The following is a 21879-nucleotide window of genomic DNA, read 5'->3' as shown; positions in this document are numbered from 1 at the left end:
AGGTATAATAAGAGTGAATACAAATAAGGGAGAAACTAATACCTATGATTAAGAAAGTTGGAGTTGTTGGAGTAGGGACGATGGGGCAAGGCTTGGCTGAAATGCTGGCTAAAAACAGCCTGGATGTTTATATTCTGGAGAAATCCCAAGATCGTCTTGAGCATGCAATGCACATGATTGAAGTCAGCCTGGACAAACAAATAGAAAAATGGGCGATTACTTCATCAGAAAAAAAATTGATTATTTCTCGCATTAATCCTGTTACAGATATGGAAAAGCTGTCAGGCTGCGAGCTTATTATTGAATCAATAAATGAGGAGCTTGAGGATAAGAAGGAAGTTTTCAAGCAATTGGATCAAATCACCTCGCCTTCCACGATTTTGGCAAGCAACACCTCCTCGCTGAGCTTAACGGAGATCGCAAGCGTAACACGTTCGCCTGAACGTGTTATTGGCATGCACTTTGTTCATCCTGTCGCCACCGTAAATGTAGTTGAAGTAGTACGCGGCTTGAAAACCTCTGAGCAAACCGTTGAGGCGATGAAGGAATTTGCCGATGTCATTCAAAAGAAAGCAGTAATGGTGTTCGAATCGCCTGGATTTGTAACAACACGTCTGATCTGTCTGTTTATTAATGAGGCGCTGCATGTGCTTGAAGAAGGGGTTGCTACGGCAGAGGATATCGACCAAGCGATGCGCAACGGTTATTCATTCAAATACGGCCCATTCCAAATGGCCGATCATTTTGGATTGGACTCTGTACAAGCGGCTCTTGAAAATATGTTTCGTGAATACGGCGAGTTGAAATATCGTCCGTCCTTCGTGCTTAAGAAAATGGTGCGCGCTGGACAGCTCGGTGTAAAAACAGGCATGGGCTTCTTCAAATATGACACGGATGGAGATCGAATTTAATGAAAGTACTCGTAATTAATGCAGGCAGTTCGTCAATTAAATACCAGCTTTTTGATATGATTCATGAAAGTGTGCTAGCCAGCGGTCGCGTTGAACGAATCGGCATGGATTCCTCGATCGTGACGCATGAGCCGGCAGACAAAGAAGAAGTCGTAGAAGTAAAAGAAATTTTGGACCATGTTGCAGGCGTTAAGCGCGTTATTGAGATGCTGACGCATGAGGAATACGGTGTTGTAAAATCGATGAGCGAAATTGACGCTGTCGGTCACCGCATCGTGCATGGCGGCGAAACATTTAAAAATTCAGTTATCGTAACCGATGAAGTAAAAAGTGAAATTAAACGTCTATTCGAGCTTGCACCGCTTCATAACCCTGCACATATGATGGGGATTTTGGCGGTTGAAGCGAACCTTCCAAATGTTCCGCAGGCCGTTGTTTTCGATACAGCCTTTCACCAAACGATGCCTAAAAGCTCATACCTGTATGCAATACCAAAAACGCTATACAAAAAGCATAAGGTTCGCCGCTACGGCTTCCACGGTACTTCGCACGCTTATGTTAGCGATGTAGCAGCGAAAACGCTTGGCAAGGACCTTGCTGCACTAAAAATGATTACATGCCATATCGGAAACGGCGGCAGCTTGACTGCGATATTGAATGGCGAATCATTTGATACGAGCATGGGTATGACACCGCTGGAAGGCTTAATGATGGGGACGCGTTCAGGCGACCTGGACCCGGCGATTGTGCCGTTTGTCATGAACAAGGAGGAGCTTACACTCAACGAAGTCAACTCGATGCTGAACAAGCATAGCGGTTTGCTTGCCGTTTCCGGGTTAAGCTCTGATATGCGCGAAATTACCGATGCGATGGCGGACAATGAAGACGCCAAGCTTGCTTTCGATATGTACGTTTATCGTGTGAAAAAATATATCGGCTCGTACGCTGCTGCTATGAACGGCCTCGATGTGGTCGTATTTACTGCAGGCGTTGGTGAAAACTCGGTCGTGCTGCGCCAGTCAGTATGCGAAGGGCTGACTTTCCTTGGCATCGAAATCGACGAGGAGCTTAATAAAATTCGCAGCAAGGAGCCGCGCGTTATTTCCTCTGCCAACTCTAAAGTAACCGTGATGGTTGTTCCTACCAATGAGGAGCTCTTAATAGCGCGCGATACGTATAATCTCGTTAAGTAGAAATAAAGGAGGGGGAAGGGCTTGACCGACCATGTATGGAAGGCCTACGCGCACGGTATGAATGTGGTGCTGAGCGAAGGCGGAATCTATGTTCACTCCTTGCTGCTAAAAAGCTATCGTGCTTTAGGCATGTCCCATGCTGAAGCGATGCTTATGCTGCAAATTATGCAAGCCTCCATGGTTGAGCAGCATCCTTTCCCGACTCCTGAGCAGCTTGCCTCTGCAATGGGAGCTGAGGTCGAAGAGGTAACAGGATGGCTGCAGCGTTTAATCAATGAAGGTTTCCTGAGCATTGATCATGAAACGGTCAATGACCTGATCGTGGAGCGCTATAACTGGTCAGGCTGGGTGCTGAAGGCAAGCACATGGCATGCCCAGCAGCTAAGAGCCAATAAGCAGGCTGATCGGCGCAAGCTGCAGGTCATTCAGCAGCAGGACGATGTAGCCAAGCTGTTCCATATGTTTGAACAGGAATTTGGCAGACCGCTTTCGCCAATGGAATATGAGACGATTAGCGCCTGGTTTGATCAGGATCAATACTCTGAGGAGCTGATCACACTTGCGTTGAAGGAAGCGGTATTTGCTGGCAAGCTGAGCTTCCGCTATATTGATCGCATTTTAATTGACTGGTCACGCCATCGTGTCACGAATGCGGAGGAGCTGAAGGCTTACCGCAATCAATATTATAATAAAAACCTTTGAGCGCCATGTTGGCAAGGCTGGCTTAGCCTTGTACAACGCACTCGAAGGTTTTTTTGTTGGCAAAAAAGGCTGCTTAACAAATTGCGAGCAAATGATGTACAATGGAACAACTAGTTTGCTTTGAAAGCGATACACATTACAGGAGGATTAACATGGAAGCAACTTGTCACGTAGTTATTGTTGATGATGAGGTGCTGGTACGCCAGGGCATCAAGCATTTGCTGCAGTGGGAGCAGGAAGGCTTTCTCATTGTCGGAGAAGCCTCGAATGGACAGGAAGCATTAAAGCTGATTGAGCAGCTGCAGCCTCACATCGTTATTACCGATATTGTTATGCCGCAAATTGATGGCGTAGAGCTGACCAGCCTAATTAAGGAACGCTATCCTGATATAGAAGTGATCGTGCTAAGCAGCTTTAGCGAATTCCATTATGTACGCGATACGTTTCAAAAGGGTGTTGCAGATTATATATTAAAGCCGAAGCTAGAAGCTGAGCAGCTGCTGACGATTCTGAAGCGGACTGCGCAGCGGATTCCTTCCTTGAGGCTTGCAGAGGGCGAACGCTCTGGCCAGCCTAATGTCAGCACGCTGCTGGATCGCTTAATGTCAGGCTACGACGCAGCAGATTCACAGACGGATATACAACAGCTTTTCGCCTACCCAAGCTTCCGCTTGTTCGGAGCAGACTTAAAATACGGTCGCACCCACGCTGCCATTAAGGAGCAGCTGCTGCAAAGATTGAATGAAATGTTCGCGCCATTTATGCATCAGCTGCAGCATCATTTGCTGCCTACAGAAGAAAGTGCAGTCGTTGTACTGCTCAACAGCAGTGAAGCGCAGTGGGAGAGCATGATGCCGGCGATTCGCGCACTGTCCAATTCTGTGCGGCTGCAGGAGCAGCATGTCGCCTGGGTGCTGGGCGACAGCTTTCGCTCAATTGCCCAGCTGTATGAGCAGTATTATGAGCAGTTTGTAAAGCTCGCTGCCTATCGCTACTTTTTGCCGCGTGACAAAACACTGATTATTCGGCATGAGCTGCCGAAGCTGATTGAGCAAGAGCCAGAGTTTAATATGAGCTTGTTTATGGAGCAGCTGCAGCAGCGCAGACTGGAGGAAGCAATCGAAATATTGCATCACTATATGGCTGCTGCGGCAAGCTATTATACGCTTGATGTGTTTGCCTTCAAATCTCTGCTTGGCAATATTATATTTAATATGATCATTATGCTGGGCAAGCTTGAAATCAATACGAAGCAATTGGAGGCGAGCAAATACAGCTATTTCCGCAGCATTAATGAGTCTACCCATGTGACGGAGGCAATCCTGCAGGTACAAGCTTTTATGGAGCAAATGAGAGAGGCCGTCAGCTCTAGCCGCTTCGCTGCAGCCAATCCTAATCTGGCGATGATCATCAGCTATATTCAGCAGCATTATATGGAGCCGATCAGCTTAAGTGATGTCGCCAACCATTTTCACTTTAATCCGTCGTACCTATCGACATTGTTTTCCTCGCATCATGGCGAGGGCTTTAGCGAGTATTTGAATCGGGTGCGCGTCGACAAGGCGGCAGAGCTGCTGCAAACGACTGATATGGCAATCTCGGATATTAGCGTTCAGGTTGGCTATTCCGACCATAGCTATTTTACGAAGGTTTTCAAGAAGCTGAAGGGAATGTCGCCCAGTCAATTTCGCAAAAGCTATATGATGCAGTAGAGGAGCCAGAAACATGAGACTGAAGCGAATAGCCGAGAAGCTCAAATATCATAATCTGTTTATTAAAATGTTTTCGATTACGCTGGTCAGCATTATAACCGTTGCAGTGCTGACGTGGTTTGTTATGATCCGCATCTCCGAGCAGGTGTTTATGGATACGTTCAGCATTACGAATGGGAAAATTATGACGCAAATTCAAACAAGCGCCGAAGCGATGAATTATGCCGTCTCCATGACTGCCAGCAACGCCAATATAAGCGGTGAAATCAAACGCTTTCTGACGAGAGGACAATTTACGACGATAGAAGCGCTCAGCAGTCACTATAAGGTGACGCAGGAGATGAAGCGTCTCCAGTCCACGCTTGCTTCTTATCCGATCGCAATGGTCGTGATCGGCAATAACGGCAATCGCCATGCAACCGATACGACGTTCTGGCCGCCAACCTACAAGGGGTTGAACGAGCATTTCATTACCGAGCAAACGATTCAATCGCCGCGCAAGCTGCATTATCATATCGATATGAGCACTTTGGACGGACAGCAAAATGAGCAAGCGGTCATCGTTGCTTCCAAGGCGATGTATGAGCAGCTAAGCGGCGAAATCTATGGCGTTCTATATTTTGCAATCAAGGAAGCAGAGTTCAAAAAGAATTATTCGGGCTTTACAAGTGAAGGTAATGATGTGCTGCTGCTGAATCGTAGCGGTATCGTTGTGTCGTCCAACGTGACAAGCAAGCTGGGCACGACTGAACAGGAGCTGCTGGACTATGCGAAGCAAATCGAGCAGCAGGGAGAGAAATATATTAACGTTGATTGGCAAGGAAAGCAGTATTTAATACTGTCGACCTACTTGCCTACCTATGATCTTTATTTGGTTAATACGATCGACAAGCGCGTTGCTTTATCGCAAATGTTAGATGTGAAAACGCTGACGTTAATTATTGCAGCGATTGTGTTCATTTCGCTAATCATTGTGTTTATTGTATCACGGCGCATTACCCGCTCGCTAACGTTGCTGGCGCGGCAAATGTCTCGTGTAACGAAGCGGAATTTTGGAAATTACATCGTCGTTTCCGGCAGCAATGAAATTAAAGAGGTTGGCAAAGCTTACAATTTAATGCTGGACGAGCTAAATGAATATATTGCCGAGCTGCTAAAGTCGCAAAAGGAGCAGCGCAATGCCGAGCTGTCGGCGCTGCAAATGCAAATTAATCCGCACTTTCTGTACAATACGCTTGCCTCGGTAAAAATTCTTGTACAGCAGGGCAATAAGGATAAGGCTACTGCGACAATTAACGCACTAATTGAGCTGCTGCAAAACACTATCGGCAATGCCAGCGAAATGATTACCGTAAAGCAGGAGCTTGTCAATTTAAAAAACTATGTGTTTATTAATCATGTACGCTACGGAGAGCAAATTAAGGTGAACTACTTTATTGATGAGCAGTGCTACGACTTTGCCATTCCGAAGCTCATTATTCAACCGTTTATCGAGAATGCCTTCTTTCATGCATTTCGTGGACAGGCAGACGGTTACATTTACGTAATGATTTCACGAGAAGGCAGCAATCTCGTATGTGAGATTGTCGACGATGGCGTAGGCTTTGATATGGACTGGAACGAAAGCATGCCGGCAAGCAAAAATTCTTCTCATTTCTTTTCTGGCATCGGAATCCGCAACGTAAATGATCGACTTGAGCTGCTGTATGGCGAAGGCTATGGCGTGCAAATTCATAGCTCGAAGGGAGAAGGAACGCGCATTAAATTGTTAATTCCAGTATCTGTATCTAAAGAAATTACCAAAACATAAAAAAAGTAATAACAGAAGCATCACGCTTCGTTCAGCCCCTTCAATCAAGTATAGAAAAGACTAATCGGGATAAAGATATTGCTAACGAGCACCAATTTTGAGTTGCTATAATGAAATCGTTAGCCGGCAAACGCTTTCAGTTTTTTTCAATCGTACTGTGAATATCAAAAAGGGGCTGAATGTTATGAAAAAATTACTAACGGTATTGCTAGCGAGCTTTATGCTGCTTACAGCGTGCTCAAGCAATACGAATAATGCGAATCAAGGAGAGGGGAATACTCCTTCTGGCTCAAATGGCTCAAAACAAGAGATAACGGTATGGGCATGGGATAAAGTGTTCAATATCGGTGCTATGGAATTCGCAAAAAAGGTGTATGCTGAGAAAAATGCTGATCTAACTGTAAATCTTGTTGAGAATGCACAAAATGATATTATTCAACGCTTGAATGCAGGTCTTAACTCCGGTACTACAAAAAGCTTGCCTAACATTGTTTTGATTGAGGATTACCGTGCGCAAAGCTTCCTGCAAGCTTACCCTGATGCATTTTTTGCGCTAGACGAGTTCATTAACCCGTCTGATTTCGCAGATTATAAAATCGGACCAACAAGCTTTAACGGCAAGCAGTATGGTGTGCCATTCGATTCTGGCGTAGCGGGCCTATATGTTCGTACTGACTATTTGCAAGAGGCTGGCTATTCCGTTGATGATCTTCAAGATATCACTTGGGATCAATACATCGAAATCGGTAAAGCTGTTAAAGAAAAAACAGGACACGATATGCTGACTCAGGATCCTAACGATCTTGGCTTAATTCGTATGATGATTCAATCCGCTGGTTCCTGGTATTTGAAGGAAGACGGCAAAACTCCATATTTGAAAGATAACGCAGCGCTAGCAGATGCGCTTGAAACATACAAAAAACTGATGGATGCAGGCATTGTCAAAGTTATTTCTGACTGGAGCCAATTTGTTGGCGCGTTCAATAGCGGCGATGTTGCATCTATTCCAACAGGTAACTGGATTACAGCTTCTGTAAAAGCTGAAGCTGAGCAATCTGGCAAATGGGCAATCGTACCATTGCCGACTCTTGCTAACACTGAATCTTCTGTACATGCTTCCAATCTGGGCGGAAGCTCCTGGTATGTATTGAATGTTGACGGCAAAGAAGCTGCGGCTGAGTTCTTGAAGGAAACATTCGGCTCCAACGCTGATTTCTACCAAACACTTGTAACGGAAATCGGTGCGATTGGTACGCTGAAGGCTGCTGCTGAGGGCGAAGCATATTCTGCGCCTGACGAGTTTTTCGGAGGCCAAACAACGATCTCTGACTTTGCTTCCTGGACTGAGCAAATTCCTAACGTAAACTACGGCATGCATACGTATGCAATTGAGGATATTATGGTTGTTGAGGTTCAGAACTACATGAACGGCGCTGATTTGCAAACCGTTCTAGGCAATGCACAAACTCAAGCCGAATCACAAATTCGTTAATTGCAGTCGGTTGTCAAGCAGTAACAGATCAGGGCTTCCATACGGTCTTCAGCCAAAAGCTGGAGACCGAGCCCGGCTGTTTTGCAGCCGAAGAAAGGAGCAAAAACAGTGAGTACAGCGAAGAAGGGCATGAGTATTCAGCGCAAATCCAATTTGACTGGTTGGCTGTTTGTAAGCTTGGCTGTCATTATGATTGTCGTTTTTTATTTTTATCCGATGCTGCAGGCGTTGCTGCTGTCATTCAAATCAGGTACGGGGATGAACCTCGAATTTGTCGGGTTGGATAATTACAAGCGCCTCTTTACCGACACAACGTTCAGAACAGCTTTAACGAATACATTTATATACTTAATTGTGCAAGTTCCGATTATGATTATTTTGGCGCTGTTCCTTTCTGTATTATTGAACAACAGCCAGCTACGATTTAAAGGCTTTTTCCGTACTGCAATCTTTTTACCAGCGGTAACTTCTCTTGTTGCCTATTCCGTAATTTTTAAATATCTATTCGCAACAGATGGCTTGGTGAACAAGTTTCTGATGAATTTGCATCTGATCCAAACACCGATCGCCTGGATTACTGATCCGTTCTGGGCGAAAATTACGATCATTATCGCCATCACTTGGCGCTGGACTGGCTACAATATGATTTTTTACTTGTCGTCGCTGCAAAACATTGACAATTCGATTTATGAAGCGGCTCGCATTGACGGCGCTTCGGCAACGCGGCAATTTTTTGGCATTACGATTCCATTGTTGAAGCCGATCATTTTATTTACGTCCATTACATCGACAATCGGTACGCTTCAGCTATTTGATGAAGTTATGAACATTACGAAGGGCGGACCAGGAAACGCGACAACGTCGATTTCTCAATACATCTACAACCTATCGTTTAAATATTCATCTGACTTTGGATACGCAGCTACAGTGTCGTACTCAATTGTAGTCATCATTATCATTCTTGCATTTTTGCAGTTCAAATTGGCAGGTGACGATAAATGAGTAAGCTTAAAAAATTGGGAATGTATTTGTTTTTGTCGGTTTCGGCGATTATTTCAATCTTCCCGTTTCTATGGATGATTACAAGCGCAACGAATATTTCGGCTGATGTGACAAAAGGGAGAATCATTCCAGGTACGCATTTGTTTGATAATATTAGAAATTTGTTCGAGTCGGTTGATATTTCAACGGCATTGCTGAACTCAGCTAAGGTTTCGGTGTCCACTACGATTATTTCGCTAGTTATTGCGTCGCTGGCTGGCTTTGGCTTTGAAATTTATCGCAGCAAGGCAAGAGATGCTGTATTTTCTATTTTGCTGCTGTCGATGATGATTCCATTTGCAGCGATTATGATTCCGCTGTTCCAAATGTTCGCCAAGATTTCCAATACAGCTCCGGCAATTGGGATCGATACGCTGTCAGGCGTTGTGCTGCCGACTGTTGTTACAGCGTTTCTTATCTTTTTCTTCCGGCAAAATGCGAAAATGTTTCCTAAGGATTTGCTGGAAGCGGGCCGTATTGACGGCTTGAGCGAGCTGGGATTGTTTTTCAGAGTATTTGTGCCAACGATGAAAACGACTTATGCAGCAGCTGGGATTATTACCTTTATGTCCAGCTGGAACAACTATTTGTGGCCTTTGATTGTGCTGCAATCACCAGAAAATCAAACTGTACCACTTTTAATTTCTACACTAGGCTCAGCATATTCACCTGATTATGGCGTTATTATGACAGCAATCGTAATCTCTACGATCCCGACTGCGTTAGTATTCTTCTTTATGCAGAAGCATTTCGTAGCAGGTATGACAGGTTCTGTAAAATAATCGGCGATAAAAGCCATGCATTGCTGCTTAGCAGTAGACAATGCCTGGCTTTTATAGTATGTATAAAGTAATGCATAAAGCAGAGTATTTAGTAGTTAACATTATAATAAATCCATTTTGGAGGTAGAAACATGACGACTACACAACCATCTCTAAATTGGCTGGCAGATCCTTCGGTATTCGCGGTCAATCGCATTAAAGCACACTCAGATCACAAATATTATGAAACCGTGGAGGAAGCTGAAGCCAGAGGAGAGATGAAGCTGCGCCACAGCCTGAACGGCTCTTGGAAGTTTTGCTACAGCAGCAAGCCTGCGGATCGTCCCGCACAATTTTTTGAGCCCCAATATGATGTAGCAAGCTGGGATTTTATTCAAGTGCCTGGACATATTCAGCTTCAAGGCCATGGCAAGCCGCAATACGTCAATACGATGTATCCATGGGATGGCATTCATGAGCTAAGACCGCCACAGGTTAATATGGAGGATAACCCTGTAGGCAGCTATGTAAAAACGTTTACAGTGCCGCAGCATATGCAGGGCAAGCCATTATTTATATCATTTCAGGGTGTTGAATCGGCATTTTACGTATGGTTGAATGGCCAGTTTATCGGCTATAGCGAGGACAGCTTTACGCCATCTGAATTTGAGCTGACGCCATATCTTCAAGCTGGTGAAAACAAGCTGGCAGTAGAGGTTTATCAACGCAGCACAGGAAGCTGGCTGGAGGATCAGGACTTTTGGAGATTTTCAGGCATTTTCCGTGATGTTTACTTATATACCGTTCCAAAGGTTCATATTCGCGATTTGTTCGTCCATGCCAGCTTAGATGATTCCTATACGCAAGGCGTACTTTCCGTGGATGTATCATTGCTGAATGATGCGCAGGCCGAGCTTGAGTTTATTTTGAAATCAAATTCGGGAGAGCAGCTTGCTCGCCTCGTACAGTCAATTAGCGGGCAGTCAACGGTAGCGCTGGAGCCAGGAGAGGTGCAGCCATGGAGCGCAGAGGCTCCGAATTTGTACAGCCTTTACATTTTAGTTCGCAATCAAGCAGGCGAGCTGGTTGAGGTGCTGCATGAGCGGATTGGCTTCCGTCGCTTTGAAATGATTGACAAAATTATGCATCTTAACGGCAAACGCATCATTTTCAAAGGCGTAAATCGCCATGAATTCAATGCTCGTCGCGGACGCGCTATTACAAAAGAGGATATGCTGTGGGATATTAAAACGATTAAGCAAAACAATTTGAACGCCGTTCGTACATCCCATTATCCGAATCAATCGCTATGGTATGAGCTATGCGACGAATACGGCGTATATTTAATCGATGAAATGAATCTGGAAACGCATGGTTCGTGGCAGAAGATGGGCGCAGTCGAGCCTTCTTGGAACATTCCGCTGCATCATAAGGAATGGAACGATATTGTCATGGATCGCGCTATCTCGATGCTCGAGCGCGATAAAAACCATCCTGCAATTTTAATTTGGTCGCTGGGCAATGAGTCGTATGTTGGCGAAGTGCTGCTCAATGTTGCCAACTACTTCCGTTCTGCAGACAGCTCGCGTCTTGTTCACTATGAAGGTGTCGTCTATGATCGCAATTTTGCCGATTGCACAGATATGGAATCTCGCATGTATGCGCGGCCTGCCGATATTGAAGCTTATTTGAGCGATAATCCGAGCAAGCCGTATATTAGCTGCGAATATATGCATGCAATGGGCAACTCGGTTGGCGGTATGCATAAATATACCGAGCTAGAGGACAAGTATCCGATGTACCAAGGCGGCTTCATTTGGGATTATATCGATCAGATGCTGGTGAAGAAGGATCGCTACGGCAAGGAGTTTCTCGCTTATGGCGGAGATTTTGACGACCGCCCTAACGACAACAGCTTCTGCGGCAACGGTATTGTGTTTGCCGATCGCACTGTAACGCCTAAAATGCAGGAGGTTAAATTCCTCTATCAAAATATGAAGCTGACTGTCGCGAAGGATTCTGTTATCGTCCGCAACGACAATTTGTTTATTGGCACGGAGCAGTATGAGCTAGTCATAAGTTTGGAGCATGAAGGGAAGCTGCTTGAGCAGCAGCGCATGCAGCTCGATGTTCCAGCAGGCGAGCAGCGCCAGCTGTCTGTTCAATGGACGACCGAACCGGCATATGGTGAATATGCAATCACGGCGTCGCTTGTGCTGCGCGAAGCGACACTTTGGGCGGATAAAGGGCATGAGATCGCATTTGGCCAGCATATTTTTGTTGCTGCGCAGCAATCTGTTGAGCTAGCGGCTAAAACGTTCCGTGTAGCGGTAGGCGATGTTAATATCGGCATGCATGGGAAGGATTTCAGCATTATTTTCTCCAAGCAGGCAGGCACATTGATTTCAGTGCAGTACGATGGACGGGAAATGATTGCGCAGCCGCCACATGTGCTGTTCTGGCGTGCAACAACAGATAATGACAAGGGCTACAACCAGGGCTATGAACGGGCACAATGGTTTGCAGCAAGTCTGTCTCGCAAATGTGTCGGGGTTGAGCTTGAAGAAAATGAGCATAGCGCGACTGTCAGCTTTACGTACCAATTCAGCATTAGCAAGGAGCTTGTGGTGAAGGTCGCCTATACGGTAACCGAGGGTGGAGAAATTGCCGTAAAAGCAGACTATTCCGGAGCGAAGGACTTGCCTACACTGCCAATCTTCGCGCTTTCCTTCAAGCTGTCCGCTGACTATGATCAGCTTGACTGGTATGCAATGGGGCCTGAAGAGAACTATATTGACCGCGCGTTTGGCGCTCGTCTGCAAGCGTTCCAGACTCGTGCCGGAGATGTAACGCCGTACTTGGTGCCACAGGAATCTGGCAATCGCACTGGTGTAAGAAGAGTAGCAATTACGAATCCGCTGCAGCAAGGTATTGTCATTACTTCGCCAGCAGAAGCGCCGGTCGAATGCCGCATTTCGCCTTATACTGCGTTCGAGCTGGAAAATGCGCTGCATCAATATGAGCTGCCTGACGTGCATTACACCGTCGTAACGGTTGCAGGCAAACAGATGGGAGTAGGGGGAGACGACAGCTGGGGTGCGCCAGTTCATCCTGAGTATCATATCCCAAGCGACCAGCCGCTTAGCTTCGAATTCAAGATTGAAAGAGCATAGGCTGGATTCAGAGCCATAGACTCATGGCTCTGGACTTTATAGCTCTGGACTTATAGCTCCAGACTTATAGTCTGGATTTACAATCATTAGGCGTCACACATTTGGCGAATGAGATGCGCTGCGGCACAGAGGGGTCTTTTGCAGATCTTGCTGTGCCGTAGTTGTTTTTAGTCGCTAAGGTGTTGGATACGAGCCGGTTAGTCGCTAAGGAGCTGGTTAAGAGTCGGTTGGTAGTCGTTATGTTGCGTATACGAGCAAGTTAGCAGCTAAGGAAACTGAGTAACGCTATTTGTCACAAATGGAGCCAATCTCTATTCTAAGGAATATACAGCGTCTTATTAGGCGGTTTTCACCGTAATTAAAGCAGTTTCCCGTCTTTAAGATCATCAATATTCGTTAGAATTCCAATCGGCTCAAGCTGATCATTTAACGTTATCCAGATTCTTTAAAACCAGGACAAAAACCACAGATTACTGGGAGGTCGGGCTTTGGTTAATTTAACGAACGAGCAGGATATTATACGCCTTGTTGAAAAGGATGAGTGGATGCTGCAAATATTGCGTCATGCCAAGTCGCTGCAGCTCCCTGATTGGTGGGTTTGTGCAGGCTTTGTCCGCTCCAAAGTTTGGGATACCTTGCACGGCTTTACCGAGCGGACAGCATTAGCCGATGTGGATGTCATTTTCTTTGATCCGGTTACTGCGGACGAGCAGGAGGAGAAGCTGCTGGAGCAAAAGCTAAAAGCGCTTGATCCGACAGTTCCTTGGTCAGTGAAAAATGAAGCAAGGATGCATCTTGTTAATGGTATCGCGCCGTATGAATCAGCAGTTGATGCGATCTCAAAATTTCCCGAAACCGCTACAGCTTTAGGATTGTCATTAGACCAAAATGAACAGGTCATTCTGGCAGCACCTTGCGGCGTTGAGGACTTGCTGAGTCTGCAGGTTAAGCCAACCCCATATTTTGCAGCAAATACGCAAAGAATGAGTGTTTACAAGCAGAGAGTGGTTCAGAAAAACTGGAAAAGCAAATGGCATCGCGTAGAAGTTTTCTATTCGAGCAACTAACTATAGTTTTATGAAAAAGCCGGCCGTTCGTTTTGTTCTGAATGGACAAAACAACGGCTGGCTTTTTTATATATGTGAAAAGTTCTACTCAGTTGGCAGCCCCTTCTTCAGCATTTCCAGGCGATAGACGTACTCGAAAATAAACTCAAACGATTCCAGATGTCGTTTCGCTTCAAACGCGTTTGCGCCCCAAGCGTATACGCCATGCTTGCGCAAAATGATGCCTGGCACAATCGGGTTGAGCGATTCGGTAATTTCAGGAATGATCGAAGGAATATGCGCGAAATTGTTCACAATCGGAATTTCCAGCTGGTATTCCTCTTCCCAAATGTTTAAGCCCTTGATCAGCTCTACACCGTCTACAGGTACAGAGCGGCGATGCCAGAAGTATTCCGAGATAACGTTGCTGAATACGGAGTGAATGTGAAAGATTGCCCCGGCGCCTGTCAGGCGGTAAATTTCACAGTGCACGAGTGTTTCTGCAGAAGGGCGCTGATTAGTCGCTTCCACAGGCTGCGCATTTTGGTCTACAAATAAGAAATCCTCAGGTGTATTTATATATTTGTCTTTGCCGCTGGCCGTAATGCCAAAGTAAAATTGCTCGGGTGAATAATCACCAACACGGATCGACAGATTGCCTGCTGTGCCCGGAAACCAGTTGCGCGCGGCAAAAGCATCCTTGATCTCGCGCAGCTTAATAAGAACCTCTTGCTTGTCCTGCAAGGAAATTTGGTCAAAACTCATCGTCAACTATCCTTTCTGTTTCATAGCTTCAATGATGTCGTAGAAGGTGTCGAATTCCGTATGCGCTATGCCAAGCTCACGGCATTTTTCGGTCAAATGAGAGCGGGAGAATACACGGTCCGCCAGCTTTGCTCCTTCAAAGTCCGTTACACTGTCGCCAATAATAATTCGTTCATATTCGTCAGCAGGGAATTGTCTCATTACAGTTGGCTTGCACATGCCGCAATCGTTGTCGCATTGCTCATCGCATGGATACGGCCATAAAATTTCAATTCGCTCCCGGGAAAAATCACTTTTATTGCAATAAATATGATGCTCGTCGATATCAAATGCCGCCAAAATTGGATATACAAAAAAATCAATGCCGCCGCTTGTTACATAAAATTCAATCTGCTCCTGCTTGCAATAGCTTACAAACTGGGCGAAGCCATCACGGATTTTCGCATTCTGAATGCCGAATTCAACGACTTCCTTTTCCATTGAAGCAGGAAGGAGGCGAAATAACGAGCCAACGCCTTCCTTAATCGAAATCTCTGTTGAAATCGTTTTTTGCACAAGCTCTTCCCAGCCCGCAGGCTTAAAATGCTTAATGATTGCCACTATATTATCGTTTACTGTAATCGTTCCGTCAAAATCGCAAAACACGATTTTTTTCTTAGCTGTTGTCATTTTTTAATCCCCCAAGCTTGAATTGCGCTTGCCAGTTCCTGATGGTCAGCTTGCTTGGCAGCTTCTTCAAGTGGAGTCCCTTGCAAGCAAGCGGAAATCGCTTGATGGAAGGCTCGTCCTCCAGCAGCAGTTCCCATTGGATGACCGTGAATGCCGCCACCTGCATTTACGACTACATCTTGACCAAAATCTTTCATAATAAGCGGTACAATTCCCGGGTGAATGCCGGCAGAAGGAACTGGCATACTTTGTTTTAAATGATGGAAAGGCTGCTTCAGAGCAGCATCAATCGCCAGATTTTGCTCCTTAGGCATTACGACCGATCCGTATGGCGAAGGGAATAGCACAAGATCTGCACCAGCCAAACGATTAAGCTTGCCCAGCAATACAGAAGGGCTCATCCCGTAGTGTGCCGAAGGATAGATCGCGCCCGCCAGCGCAGGATGGGAAGCGATTGGCACATTGATCTCAGGATCGCTGCTTAGCTCATGCAGCACATCAAAGCCGTAGGATAATGTATTGAAAAGCAGCGCATTAGCGCCAGCTGCGATTGCTTTTTTCGCTTGCTGAGCTAGCTTGCTCGTCGGGCCAGTCAGATTGACCGCATAAAGCAGCTTCTGTCCGGTTACTTCCTGCGCTTGTCTGGCGGCCTCCATGCAAACCTCAACCCGTTTCTCAATCGGCGTCAGCGGGTTTTCGAACAATATTTCATCGTCCTTAATCAGATCAACTCCGCCAAGCGCTTGCTGATAAAACTGCTCGCGCAAAGCAGCCAGATCGTAGCCTACAACCGATTTGAAAATACTCATTAAGAGCGGACGGTCGTGTACGCCCACAAGATCGCGCACCCCCTGCAAGCCAAATGCCGGGCCAGGAAATGCCGATGCAAAATCTTCAGAAACGTCCAAATCGAGCAGCTTAATCCGTCCGTCCATGGAAAGCTTGCCGAAAATAGTAACGAGCAGGGCAGGAATATCACGACTGAAATTAATATCCGGATATCCGATTTTAATATCGGCATAACGCTCGCCAGCTGCTGCCTGCTCCGGTTCATGAACATCTATTGAAAGCACCTTGCCTAAATGCTTCTCCATCGAAGCCTTCTGTGCTTCCGGAAGCTCGGTCCAGCTTCCAACCGTTAAGCCGACCGCGATCGACAATGCTTTTTTATTGAAATCTGCCTTATCATCGTAGGCACGATATGTTGCAACACACATGCTCATGCTAGATATCCTCCTCTATCGTACGGCCAATTTCTGCTGCACGCTCGGCACAGCGCTTAATGCCTGCAAGAATCGCTTTCTGCAAGCCTCCTGCCTGCATCGCTTCAAGCGCAGCCTGCGTTGTGCCGTTAGGCGAAGTAACCTTGCGGCGCAGCTCGGCAGGCGCTTCTTGCGTTTGCTGCACCATCGTTGCCGCGCCAAGCGCCGTTTGCGTGACAAGCAATTCAGCCTGCTCGCGTGTAAAGCCAGCCTGCTCGGCACCTGCAATCATGCTTTCCATTACATAATAAAAATAAGCAGGTCCGCTGCCAGAAATACTCGTAACCGCATCCTGCATCGACTCATCAATTACAAGGCTGACGCCGATTGAATCAAACATCGTTTCCGCAATAAAGCGCTGCTGCTCAGTTACAGCAGCAGAATAGCTAATGCCTGTTACCCCTAAGCCGATGGTGCTCGAAGTGTTAGGCATTGTTCGTACAATCGCCATTTCACTGCCAAGCAGCTTTTGAATCGCTGAAATGCTAAGGCCGGCAATCACGGAAATGATCAGCTGATTTGGCTTAAGCAGCGGCTTTAAACCGCGCAGCGCAGCTGCAGCATCCTTCGGCTTCATCGCCAAAAAGATAATATCCGCCTGCTGCAAATACTGCTCATTGCTTTTGCCTTGCATAGCCGTTTGCACACCGTATTGCAAATGAAGCTGCTGCTGCCGCTCCTTATTGGAGCGATTCAGCATAGAAATGTGCTTGCTGGAAACAAGCTCTTTATCCAAAATACCTCTCGCAATCGCTTCCGCCATCGAGCCTGCGCCATAAAAGCAAATAAACTGCTCCGATAACATACCCGAAAACTCCCCAGACATGGCTCAATCCTCCTTATAATACGCACGCTAAAAATATTTACATAGATGGTTTTAAACTACCCTTAAAATAAAGATTTAAAAAGCAGGGCTTTTAGGACCAAGAAGCTTGGACGCTAGTAGAAAACGAGGAGCGCTGCGTAGGCCAAAGCTACGTGAGCACCTACATGTTTCCGCAGGAAACATACTTCGGAAGCATAATCCCTTCGCTAGCGTTCAAGCTTCGCCGCCGAATACGCCCCAACGCCCAACATCGTCATCAAAGTCGGGCTTTTTGAACTACCCCTTCCAATCGAGGTTTAAAAAGCAGGGCTTTCAGGACCAAGAAGCTTGGACGCTAGTAGAAAACGAGGAGCGCAGCGTAGGCACAAGCTACGTGAGCACCGCAGTTTTCGCTAGCGTTCAAGCTTCGCCGCCGAATACGCCCCAACGCCCAACATCGTCATCAAAGTCCAGCTTTTTAAACTATCCTCTGATTTGGCCGTTGCCTGTTATCATGTATTTGGTACTCGTCAACGCCGGCAATCCCATTGGGCCACGGGCGTGCAGCTTTTGCGTGCTGATGCCGATTTCGGCGCCAAAGCCGAATTCAAAGCCATCTGTAAAGCGAGTAGAAGCATTATGATAGACAGCTGCAGCATCGATGCTTTGCAAAAATTTCGCAGCATTTTGCTCATTCTCCGTTACGATGCACTCGGAATGCATGGTGCCGTACTTGGCGATATGCTGTAGAGCTTGCTCAAGATCATCAACAATTCGTACATTTAATATATAGTCATTATATTCAGTTGCATAATCCGCTTCTGTTGCTTGCTTGGCAGTTGCAATAAGCGCTTGAGTCCGTTCGCAGCCGCGAATTTCCACGTTTGCCTCTTGCATTGGCGCCAGCAGCTCAGTCAAATGCTTGTCAGCAAAGGCTTGATGGACAAGCAGCGTTTCCATTGAGTTGCATACAGAAGGGCGTTGCGCCTTGGCGTTCAGGGCAATATCTTTGGCCATTTGCAGCTGTGCGCTTTCATCAACGAACGTATGGCAAATGCCTGCTCCTGTTTCAATAACAGGCACCGTTGCATTTTCAACGACTGTGCGAATCAATGACGCACCGCCGCGTGGAATAACAACATCAAGCAAGCCGTTGGCCTTCAGCATTTCGTTAACAGAGGCTCTGTCGGAATCCTCAATAAGCTGAATCGCATCGGCTGGCAGCGCGGTTGAGGAGAGGGCGCTGCGCATAATTTCGACGATTTTGCGATTGGAAGCGATAGCTGCCGAGCCGCCTCTTAGTACAACTGTATTGCCTGTTTTCAAGCATAAGCCTGTTGCATCAACCGTTACATTAGGACGAGCCTCATAAATCATGCCAATGACGCCGAGTGGAACACGAATTTGCGTAATGCTCAAGCCGTTTGGACGCGTAAACTGAGCAAGCTGCTCACCTACAGGGTCCTCAAGCGCGACAATTTGCCGCAAGCCTTCAGCGATGCCTTCAATTCGCGCATGATTCAGCGCAAGGCGATCCAGCAGCGATTCGCTCGTACCGTTGTTGCGCCCGGTTTCAAGATCGATTGCATTTGCTGCAATAATGTCATCGGCGTTGGCGATCAGCGCATCTGCCATCGCGATTAGCGCTTCATTTTTCTGTTCAGTTGTCACTTGGCTAGTAAGAGCCGCCGCTTGCTTGGCAAGCAGCGCTTTTTGCTTCACTTCAGATATCGTGCTCATCATCATTCCTCCTAAAACTTTTCATGATAGCTTCCGGATATACACTTCTCAGTAAAATGAAAAGTTGCATCGGAAGCATAAGCTAAAACTTTTCATGATAGAAATATATAATTCTAGCTTAGCGTAATCCATTCATCGCGGTGAATAACCTCGATTCGCGGTACATCCACACGCCGCTCGACTTCCTCGGAGGAAAGTCCAGCAGTTGCTTTCAGCTGCCAGCTCGCGTAGTTGACTACACCGCGGCCGATCAGCTTGCCATCCTGCGCAACCACCTGCACGACATCTCCGGGATAAAATTCTCCCTCACAGCTGACGACACCTGCTGGCAGCAAGCTTGAATGCCGCTCCCGCAGCGCCGTTACTGCGCCTTGATCCACCATAATCGTGCCGACCGGAGTAGAGTGGAAGCCGAGCCATTGCTTCTTCATTGATAGCGAATGCTGCGACGTATCAAAATAAGTGCCGCGTCCATTTCCGTCTACAGCCTGCAGCAGCTCACCATCATATTGCACTCGGCCAATAAACGTTGTAACTCCACCGCGCATGGCGATGCGCGCTGCTTCTATTTTGGAGCGCATGCCGCCTGTGCCAACAGCGCTGCCGGCTCCGCCAGCAAGCTGAACGAGCTCCTCGGATATTTGATCAACGCGTTCGATTTTCGTTGCATCCGGATTTTTGCGAGGGTCAGCGGTATACAACCCATCCATATCGGTAATGATGACAAGCTTGCTGGCCTTCGTCATCGTCGCAACGAGCGAGGAAAGATGGTCGTTATCGCCAAATTTCAAAATGATTTCGGCTGTTGATACCGTATCATTTTCATTAATAATAGGAATAATACGCTGTGAAAGCAGCTCTTCTATCGTCATGAGCGCATGATTAATCCGTTTGCGATTGGAGAAGTCATTGCGCGTCAGCAAAATTTGTGCTGTAACGATGCCATATTGGGCGAACGCCTCTTGATAAGCCTGCATAAGCAGCGCTTGGCCTACTGCAGCCGCAGCCTGCTTTTGATAGACAAGCTTCGGCCTGCTTTCATAGCCGATTTCGCGGAAGCCAGCGGCAACCGCACCTGATGTAACGAGCATCACTTGTTTATTCTGCTTGTAAAGCTGTGCCAGCTCGGAAGCAAAAAAATGAATATTAGGCTTATGCAGGCCGCCTTCGGATGAGGTAAGCGAGCTGCTGCCAATCTTAACTACAATACGTTCCATCGTCCCCACCTAATCTATAATATCATTTTCGTCAAACGATAATAAAAAAGACCTTCGTCCTTTATAATAAAGGACGAAAGTCGTTAACTCCCGCGGTACCACCTTTTTTGGCATAGCAATGCCCAGCTCATTTGCCTGGTAACAGAGGCGCTGTCCGAAAACTCGGCCGCTAGGAGATAGGTTTCGGCAAGAGGCTTACGGTAAATTCTTACAGCCTGTGGAATTTACTCTCTGTGCAAAGCGATTCTTCCTACTGGTCTCTTCAACACGTTTCATATGTGATTGTTACTAGAATAGCATGAAATGGCTTGGTCTGTAAAGAAATCACAAGCCTAATTGCCTTTGAACAGCGACAGCTTGCCGATGCGATGAATCGCTTCCTGCAGGCGTTCCTCGCTTGTGAGCAGCCCTAGACGCACATAGCCTTCGCCTGTGCTGCCAAAGCCATTGCCAGGTGCGACCACGACACCAGCCTGCTCAAGCAGCAAATCTGCAAACTGAGCTGATGTATAGCCCTCAGGCACAGGCAGCCAGCAGAAGAAGGAGCCGCTTGGCATATCAGCCTTCCAGCCAATTTCGTGCAGTGCCTGGAATAGTGCATTGCGCCGTCGCTCATAGGTCGCCGTCAGCTCCTTGACGCATTGCTGCGGGCCCGTTAGCGCTAACGCTGCTGCTTCTTGAATGCCGCCGAACAGCGAGCAGTAATAATGATCCTGAATCAAATTGATCTGCTCGATGATTTGAGCATTGCCAAGCGCAAAGCCAACACGCCAGCCGGCCATATTATAGCTTTTGGACAGCGTATAGACTTCAATTCCGACATCCTTGGCGCCCTTTGCTTGCAGGAAGCTGACAGGGCGCTTGCCGTCATAGCCGATTGTGCCGTAAGCAAAATCGCTTGTAATGATAATGTTATGCTTGCGAGCAAAGGCAATCGCTTCATCATAAAATGTCAGGCTTGCTGTTGCGCCTGTTGGATTGTTCGGATAGTTCAAAAACATCAGCTTGGCCTGATCTGCCACTTCCGGATCAATTGCAGAAAGGTCAGGTAAGTATTGATGCTGAGCCGTAAGCGGCATGAAGTGCATTATTCCACCTGCAAGGGCAACGCCTGACCAGTAATCGGGATAGCCAGGGTCGGGCACTAGGCAAATATCGCCAGGATTGAGGAAGCATTGGCTTATTTCTACAAGTCCGGTCTTGCCGCCAAATAAAATGGCAACCTCATGTGCTGGATCGAGCTCAACACCGTAATCCTCCTTATAGCGCTGCGCTACCGCTTCCTTCAAGAAAGGATAGCCGCTAAAAGGAGGGTATTTATGATATAAAGGATTCACTGCAGCCTGTTGCAGCGCTTCTACAATATGAGCAGGAGTAGGCTGATCGGGATTGCCTTGTCCAAGATTAATAATATCCTTACCCATTGCAATTTGCTTATTCGCTTTTGCGACAAGCGTTGAAAAAAATTGAGTGGGCAAATCCGTCATACGGGCTGCGGGCTCAATTTTGATTTGTTGCTCAGTTGCCATATTTCTCCACCATCCACGCATCAATATTCATGAAATAACCAATAGAACTAA

General features: G+C 46.8%; 17 protein-coding genes. 10 read left to right on the top strand and 7 right to left on the bottom strand.

Annotation, left to right across the window (positions count from 1 at the left end; genetic code table 11):
* Positions 1–44 precede the first annotated feature (44 nt).
* The 10 genes from KJS52_RS03620 to KJS52_RS03575 all read left to right on the top strand — a co-directional run bounded on the left by KJS52_RS03620 (position 45) and on the right by KJS52_RS03575 (position 13862).
* Positions 45–911 (top strand): 3-hydroxyacyl-CoA dehydrogenase family protein, encoded by an 867-nt coding sequence (locus tag KJS52_RS03620; RefSeq protein ID WP_213513246.1) that lies wholly within the window; start codon positions 45–47, stop codon positions 909–911.
* On the top strand, positions 911–2104 hold the full coding sequence (locus KJS52_RS03615) for an acetate/propionate family kinase (protein ID WP_213513245.1): 1194 nt from the start codon (positions 911–913) through the stop codon (positions 2102–2104). Before KJS52_RS03620 ends, KJS52_RS03615 begins: the two co-directional genes overlap by 1 nt.
* A gap of 21 nt (positions 2105–2125) precedes the next feature.
* On the top strand, positions 2126–2806 hold the full coding sequence (locus tag KJS52_RS03610; RefSeq protein WP_246563102.1) for a DnaD domain-containing protein: 681 nt from the start codon (positions 2126–2128) through the stop codon (positions 2804–2806).
* Positions 2807–2958: 152 nt separating this feature from the next.
* On the top strand, positions 2959–4518 hold the full coding sequence (locus KJS52_RS03605) for a response regulator transcription factor (protein WP_213513244.1): 1560 nt from the start codon (positions 2959–2961) through the stop codon (positions 4516–4518).
* A 13-nt stretch (positions 4519–4531) separates the two neighbouring features.
* A complete protein-coding gene (locus KJS52_RS03600; RefSeq protein ID WP_246563099.1) occupies positions 4532–6328 on the top strand; it encodes a sensor histidine kinase in 1797 nt (598 codons plus the stop codon).
* 184 nt (positions 6329–6512) lie between these two features.
* Positions 6513–7820 (top strand): ABC transporter substrate-binding protein, encoded by a 1308-nt coding sequence (locus KJS52_RS03595; protein WP_213513243.1) that lies wholly within the window; start codon positions 6513–6515, stop codon positions 7818–7820.
* Positions 7821–7949: 129 nt separating this feature from the next.
* Positions 7950–8822 carry a carbohydrate ABC transporter permease gene (locus KJS52_RS03590; protein WP_213513799.1) on the top strand — a complete coding sequence of 291 codons (873 nt, stop codon included), beginning with the start codon at positions 7950–7952 and terminating at the stop codon, positions 8820–8822.
* Entirely contained in the window at positions 8819–9643 is an 825-nt protein-coding gene (locus tag KJS52_RS03585) for a carbohydrate ABC transporter permease (RefSeq protein ID WP_213513242.1), read from the top strand. The genes KJS52_RS03590 and KJS52_RS03585 overlap by 4 nt, the downstream gene beginning before the upstream one ends.
* Positions 9644–9774: 131 nt before the next feature.
* Entirely contained in the window at positions 9775–12795 is a 3021-nt protein-coding gene (gene lacZ / locus KJS52_RS03580; RefSeq protein ID WP_213513241.1) for a beta-galactosidase, LacZ type, read from the top strand.
* A gap of 545 nt (positions 12796–13340) precedes the next feature.
* A complete protein-coding gene (locus KJS52_RS03575) occupies positions 13341–13862 on the top strand; it encodes a nucleotidyltransferase family protein (RefSeq protein WP_213513798.1) in 522 nt (173 codons plus the stop codon).
* A gap of 84 nt (positions 13863–13946) precedes the next feature.
* Here KJS52_RS03575 and mtnB read toward each other — a convergent pair whose 3' ends face one another.
* The 7 genes from mtnB to KJS52_RS03540 all read right to left on the bottom strand — a co-directional run bounded on the left by mtnB (position 13947) and on the right by KJS52_RS03540 (position 21828).
* Entirely contained in the window at positions 13947–14606 is a 660-nt protein-coding gene (gene mtnB, locus KJS52_RS03570) for a methylthioribulose 1-phosphate dehydratase (RefSeq protein WP_213513239.1), read from the bottom strand.
* A gap of 6 nt (positions 14607–14612) precedes the next feature.
* A complete protein-coding gene (locus tag KJS52_RS03565; protein WP_213513238.1) occupies positions 14613–15275 on the bottom strand; it encodes a 2-hydroxy-3-keto-5-methylthiopentenyl-1-phosphate phosphatase in 663 nt (220 codons plus the stop codon).
* Positions 15272–16498 carry a 2,3-diketo-5-methylthiopentyl-1-phosphate enolase gene (locus tag KJS52_RS03560; RefSeq protein ID WP_213513237.1) on the bottom strand — a complete coding sequence of 409 codons (1227 nt, stop codon included), beginning with the start codon at positions 16496–16498 and terminating at the stop codon, positions 15272–15274. Before KJS52_RS03560 ends, KJS52_RS03565 begins: the two co-directional genes overlap by 4 nt.
* Before the next feature lies 1 nt (position 16499).
* On the bottom strand, positions 16500–17363 hold the full coding sequence (gene proC / locus KJS52_RS03555; protein WP_213513236.1) for a pyrroline-5-carboxylate reductase: 864 nt from the start codon (positions 17361–17363) through the stop codon (positions 16500–16502).
* Positions 17364–17825: 462 nt separating this feature from the next.
* Entirely contained in the window at positions 17826–19085 is a 1260-nt protein-coding gene (locus KJS52_RS03550; RefSeq protein ID WP_306433562.1) for a glutamate-5-semialdehyde dehydrogenase, read from the bottom strand.
* A 110-nt stretch (positions 19086–19195) separates the two neighbouring features.
* On the bottom strand, positions 19196–20299 hold the full coding sequence (gene proB, locus KJS52_RS03545) for a glutamate 5-kinase (RefSeq protein WP_213513234.1): 1104 nt from the start codon (positions 20297–20299) through the stop codon (positions 19196–19198).
* 332 nt (positions 20300–20631) lie between these two features.
* Positions 20632–21828, bottom strand: coding sequence for a pyridoxal phosphate-dependent aminotransferase (locus KJS52_RS03540; RefSeq protein WP_281425544.1), 1197 nt, complete (start codon positions 21826–21828; stop codon positions 20632–20634).
* Positions 21829–21879: the final 51 nt, after the last annotated feature.

Origin of the sequence: Paenibacillus montaniterrae (genome assembly GCF_018403185.1) — a bacterium.
GTDB classification, from domain to species: Bacteria; Bacillota; Bacilli; order Paenibacillales; family Paenibacillaceae; genus Pristimantibacillus; species Pristimantibacillus montaniterrae.
Note: the sequence above shows the minus strand (reverse complement) of the source record. Positions and strands in the feature narration are given on the sequence as shown.